Origin of the sequence: Rhizorhabdus sp., from assembly GCF_018006725.1 — a bacterium.
Taxonomy (GTDB): domain Bacteria; phylum Pseudomonadota; class Alphaproteobacteria; order Sphingomonadales; family Sphingomonadaceae; genus Rhizorhabdus.
This window is the reverse complement of sequence record NZ_JAGMXV010000345.1, coordinates 1-4,061: the sequence shown is the minus strand read 5'-3', so window position 1 is coordinate 4,061 and position 4,061 is coordinate 1. Positions and strand designations below refer to the sequence as shown.

Annotated in this window: 6 protein-coding genes; 4 read left to right on the top strand and 2 right to left on the bottom strand. The window is 65.3% G+C overall.

All coding sequences use genetic code 11. From position 1 onward, the window contains the following. The coding region (locus KAY22_RS25620) for a replicative DNA helicase (protein ID WP_296625931.1) at positions 1 to 1,225 on the bottom strand (1,225 nt) is incomplete at its 3' end. A gap of 136 nt (positions 1,226 to 1,361) precedes the next feature. Here KAY22_RS25620 and KAY22_RS25615 point away from each other — a divergent pair. The 4 genes from KAY22_RS25615 to dcd all read left to right on the top strand — a co-directional run bounded on the left by KAY22_RS25615 (position 1,362) and on the right by dcd (position 3,472). After that, positions 1,362 to 1,862 (top strand): MarR family transcriptional regulator, encoded by a 501-nt coding sequence (locus KAY22_RS25615; protein ID WP_296625930.1) that lies wholly within the window; start codon positions 1,362 to 1,364, stop codon positions 1,860 to 1,862. Between the two features lie 93 nt (positions 1,863 to 1,955). Further along, on the top strand, positions 1,956 to 2,438 hold the full coding sequence (locus KAY22_RS25610; RefSeq protein ID WP_296625929.1) for a UPF0262 family protein: 483 nt from the start codon (positions 1,956 to 1,958) through the stop codon (positions 2,436 to 2,438). A 10-nt stretch (positions 2,439 to 2,448) separates the two neighbouring features. Then, on the top strand, positions 2,449 to 2,901 hold the full coding sequence (gene cdd / locus KAY22_RS25605) for a cytidine deaminase (RefSeq protein WP_296625932.1): 453 nt from the start codon (positions 2,449 to 2,451) through the stop codon (positions 2,899 to 2,901). A gap of 16 nt (positions 2,902 to 2,917) precedes the next feature. Then, positions 2,918 to 3,472, top strand: a complete 555-nt coding sequence (dcd, locus tag KAY22_RS25600) for a dCTP deaminase (RefSeq protein ID WP_296625928.1) — start codon at positions 2,918 to 2,920, stop codon at positions 3,470 to 3,472. A gap of 24 nt (positions 3,473 to 3,496) precedes the next feature. Here the strand turns inward: dcd and KAY22_RS25595 are convergent. After that, positions 3,497 to 4,061 (bottom strand): S1 RNA-binding domain-containing protein (locus KAY22_RS25595; protein WP_296625927.1); only part of this gene is annotated, 565 nt, incomplete at its 5' end.

Below are 4,061 nucleotides of genomic sequence, written 5' to 3'. Positions count from 1 at the left end.
AGCCAGACTCGCGCAGATCCGACAGCACCGGCTTCTTGTTCTCGCGCTGCTCGACCGCGCGGCTCAGCTGTGACAGCGCGATCACGGGAACACTGAGCTCCTTCGCCAGCGTCTTGAGACCGCGGCTGATCTCGGAAATCTCCTGCACGCGATTGCCATCGGAGCTTTTGCCGGATCCCTGCAGCAGCTGGAGATAGTCCACGACGATCACGCCGATGCCCTTCTGCCGCTTCAGGCGGCGCGCGCGGGTGCGCAGCGCCGCGATCGTCAGGCCAGGGGTATCGTCGATGTAGAGCGGCAGCGTTTCGAGCTCCTGCGCGGCCCGCGCGAAGGCGGTGAATTCGCTATGGGTCAACTTGCCCATGCGGATCTGCTCGGAACTGATCTCCGCCTGCTCGGACAGCACGCGGCCGGCCAGCTGGTCGGCCGACATTTCGAGGCTGAAAAAGGCACAGGGCGCGCCGACCGACGGGCTGATACCGTCCTGCTGGTCGCGCATGTAGCGCGCCGCCACATTGAAGGCGATGTTGGTCGCCAGCGAGGTCTTGCCCATGCCCGGACGGCCGGCGAGAATGATCAGGTCGGATGGGTGCAGGCCGCCGATCTTGGCATTGAGGCGTTCGAGCCCGGTCGTCAGACCGGCAACATGCCCGCCCGAATTGAGCGCCGCGCTCGCGGTTTCGATCACGGTCTTCGTCGCCTGGGCGAAGCTCTTGACGCTGCCTTCCTCGCCGCCCTGCTCGGCCACCTTGTAGAGCGAGATCTCCGCCTGCTCGATCTGCGACTTGGGATCGACTTCCTCGGAGGTGTCGAGCGCGCCTTCGACCATGTTGCGGCCCACGCCGATCAGCGCGCGGAGCAGCGCCAGATCATAGATCTGCTGGGCGAAATCGCGGGCACCGATGATCGCGGCACCGCTGCCGGTCAGCTGTGCGAGATAGGAGGGGCCGCCCAGCTCGCGCATCCCCGCGTCGCCCTCGAACAGGGGGCGGAGCGTGACCGGCGTAGCGAGCATGTTGCGGTCGACCAGCCGCAGGATCGCCTCATAGATACGGCCATGCAGCGGCTCGTAGAAATGCTCGGGGCGCAAGCGGACCTGCACATCCTCGACGATGCGGTTGTCGAGCATCATCGCGCCCAGCAGCGCCGCCTCCGCTTCGATATTGTGCGGCATCGAGGGCGCGTCGGCCAGAGCCGGCGTGGGAATACGTACAGGTTCAGCCATGGCCCGGTTATCCGCTCACCGGGGCTGCACCGCAAGCGGCGCGTCGACCGAACCCGCAAAAAGCTCTGGACGATCCTGTGGATTGCTACGCCGCGCGCTCCTTGCACCACTTAATGTTCGTCGGCATAATGTAAGCATGCATACAGAATCGAATCGGCGCATTTCGTTTCTGACGCACGACATCGCCCGTCGCTCGCGTTACTGGTTCGATGCGCGCGCCCGGTCGCGCGGCATCACCCGCCCGCAGTGGCGCGTCCTTATCAGCCTTGCGAACGCCGAGGGACCGACACAGAGCGAACTGGCCGAAATGCTCGATGTCGAGCGGATCACCCTGTGCCGGATGGTCGACCGCCTGGCCGAGGCGGGCCTGGTCGAACGGCGCGCCGACCCCGCCGACCGGCGCGTATGGCGGATTCATCTGACCGATAAGGCGGCGCCGATCGTCAACGAGCTCTCCGGAATCGCCAGTACGCTGGAAGAGCGCGTGCTCGCGCCCCTCGACAGCGCGCAGCGCGAGACGCTGGCCGAACTGCTTTCCATCGTCCGCGATCACATCCGCGAGGAAGATGAGCGCCTGTCCCAAATCCCGCGAGCAGTTCCCGAGCCCGCACCGACGGCGGCGGCGGTCGTCGACTGAGATCCTCCCCCGAGGCAACTGGAAGCATGCAGAACCACGGTTCTGCATGCTTCGCTTTGCCAAGCCGGGCGACGGGCGCTAAGGCGCGAAACAATGTCCGATCCGCGCATCATTGCCATCGATCTCGACGAGAAGACGATCATCTGGCGCAACGCCGATGTCGAGCAGGAACGGCGCGTGGCGATCTTCGACCTGCTCGAAGAAAATTACTTCAAGCCTTTGCGTCCCTATCCGCAGGATTATGCCGGCCCCTACAAGGTGAAGCTACGCGTCGAGGAAGGTCGTCTGGCGATCGATATCGCAGCTGAAAGCGGCGATCTGCTCGAAACGCTGATTCTCGGCCTGGGCAGCTTCCGCCGCCCGATCCGCGACTATTTCGCGATCTGCGACAGCTATTTTCAGGCGATCCGGACCTCGACCGCGCAGCAGATCGAGACGGTCGACATGGCACGGCGGGGCATCCACAACGAAGCGGCGCAGCTGCTCAAGGACCGTCTGGAGGGCAAGATCGAGGTGGACTTCGATACCGCACGGCGTCTCTTCACCCTCATCTGCGTGCTGCACATCCGTGGCTGAACCGGTCGACATGCGCGAAGTGGCGGGTCGGGTGCTGGTCGAGGCCGCCCGCGAAGCCGCGCGACATGCGCATGCGCCTTATTCCCATTTCGGAGTCGGCGCCGCCGTTCTGCTGGCCGACGGATCGGTCGTCACGGGCACCAATTTTGAGAATGCCAGCTACGGCCTGTCGCTCTGTGCCGAAACCGTGGCGATCGCCAGCGCCAGCGCCCAGGGCCGCCTGCGCGACATCGCTGCCATCGGTGTCATCGGCGGAGCGCTTGCGAAGGACGGCACGATCAGCGGCCAAGGCCTCGTCACGCCCTGCGGCCGGTGCCGTCAGATCATCAACGAGGCGGCGGACCTGTCGGGAACCGACGTCGACATTTATTGTGCGTCGGCCGACGGAAGCGCCTTCCGCCATTTCCGGGCGTCGGAACTGCTGCCGCACGCCTTCGGTCCCGCCGACCTGGGCATCAGATAAGAGGGGTTCGCATTTCATGTCGATCATGTCGGACAAGTGGATCCGCGAACAGGCGACGAAGCATGGCATGATCGAGCCCTTCGTCGAGGCGCAGCGCCGCGACGGATGCATCAGCTATGGCCTGTCCTCCTACGGCTATGACGCGCGCGTCGCGCCAGAATTCAAGATTTTCACCAATGTCGATTCGGCGACGGTGGACCCCAAGAATTTCGCAGCCAACAGCTTCGTCGACCGCGAGACCGAGGTCTGCGTGATCCCGCCCAACAGCTTTGCCCTGGCGCGCACGGTCGAATATTTCCGCGTGCCGCGCGATGTGCTGGTCATCTGCCTCGGCAAGTCGACCTATGCGCGCTGCGGGATCATCGTGAACGTCACCCCGCTCGAACCCGGCTGGGAGGGGCATGTGACACTGGAATTCTCCAACACCACCCCCCTGCCCGCGAAGATTTACGCCAATGAAGGCGCCTGCCAGTTCCTGTTCCTGCAAGGCAACGAGCCGTGCGAGGTCAGCTATGCCGACCGGGCAGGCAAATATATGGGCCAGCAGGGCGTGACGCTGCCGCGCCTCTGACAGCGGAAGCGCCGCCGGCTCCGTTCAGCGACGGCGTCCATTGTGTCGGATATTGCCGGGGCGACCGCGGCGACCCATCATCGGGCGCCCGCCCTTGCGCGGCCCGCGCATGGGCAGGTGGTTGGCGCCTTCCTCCAGCTCGAAGCGCAGCGATCCGTTGATCGGGTCCGCTTCGACCAGACGAAGCCGGATCCGCATGCCGGGCGTGTAGCGTTCGCCGCTCTCCTCGCCTTCGAGCGCCTGCGCCTTTTCGTCATAGCGGAAGCGCTCGGCGCCCAGCGTCGATACGGGCACCAGCCCGTCCCCTCCAAAACCCTCGACCGTCGCGAAGAAGCCGAAGGACTGCACGCCGGTGATCCGCGTATCCAGCAGCTCGCCGACCTTGGTCGACAGATAGGCCGCGACGTAGCGGTCGACCGTGTCGCGCTCGGCCTCCATCGCGCGCCGCTCGGCCTTGCTGATCAGTTCGCCGATCGCGGTCATCCGCTCGCCCTCCTCGGGCGTCAGCGCGGTCCGGGGAACGATATCGCCGCTCCGACCTGCACCGTCGATCTCGATCTTGCCCGCTTCGAGACCATAGGCCCCGACC

What these genes read in the sequence shown, in the direction of transcription:
- KAY22_RS25615 (WP_296625930.1), top strand. Translation starts at nt 1,362, where the DNA reads ATGCATACAGAATCGAATCGGCGCATTTCGTTTCTGACGCACGACATC.
- KAY22_RS25610 (WP_296625929.1), top strand. Translation starts at nt 1,956, where the DNA reads ATGTCCGATCCGCGCATCATTGCCATCGATCTCGACGAGAAGACGATC.
- cdd (WP_296625932.1), top strand. Translation starts at nt 2,449, where the DNA reads ATGCGCGAAGTGGCGGGTCGGGTGCTGGTCGAGGCCGCCCGCGAAGCC.
- dcd (WP_296625928.1), top strand. Translation starts at nt 2,918, where the DNA reads ATGTCGATCATGTCGGACAAGTGGATCCGCGAACAGGCGACGAAGCAT.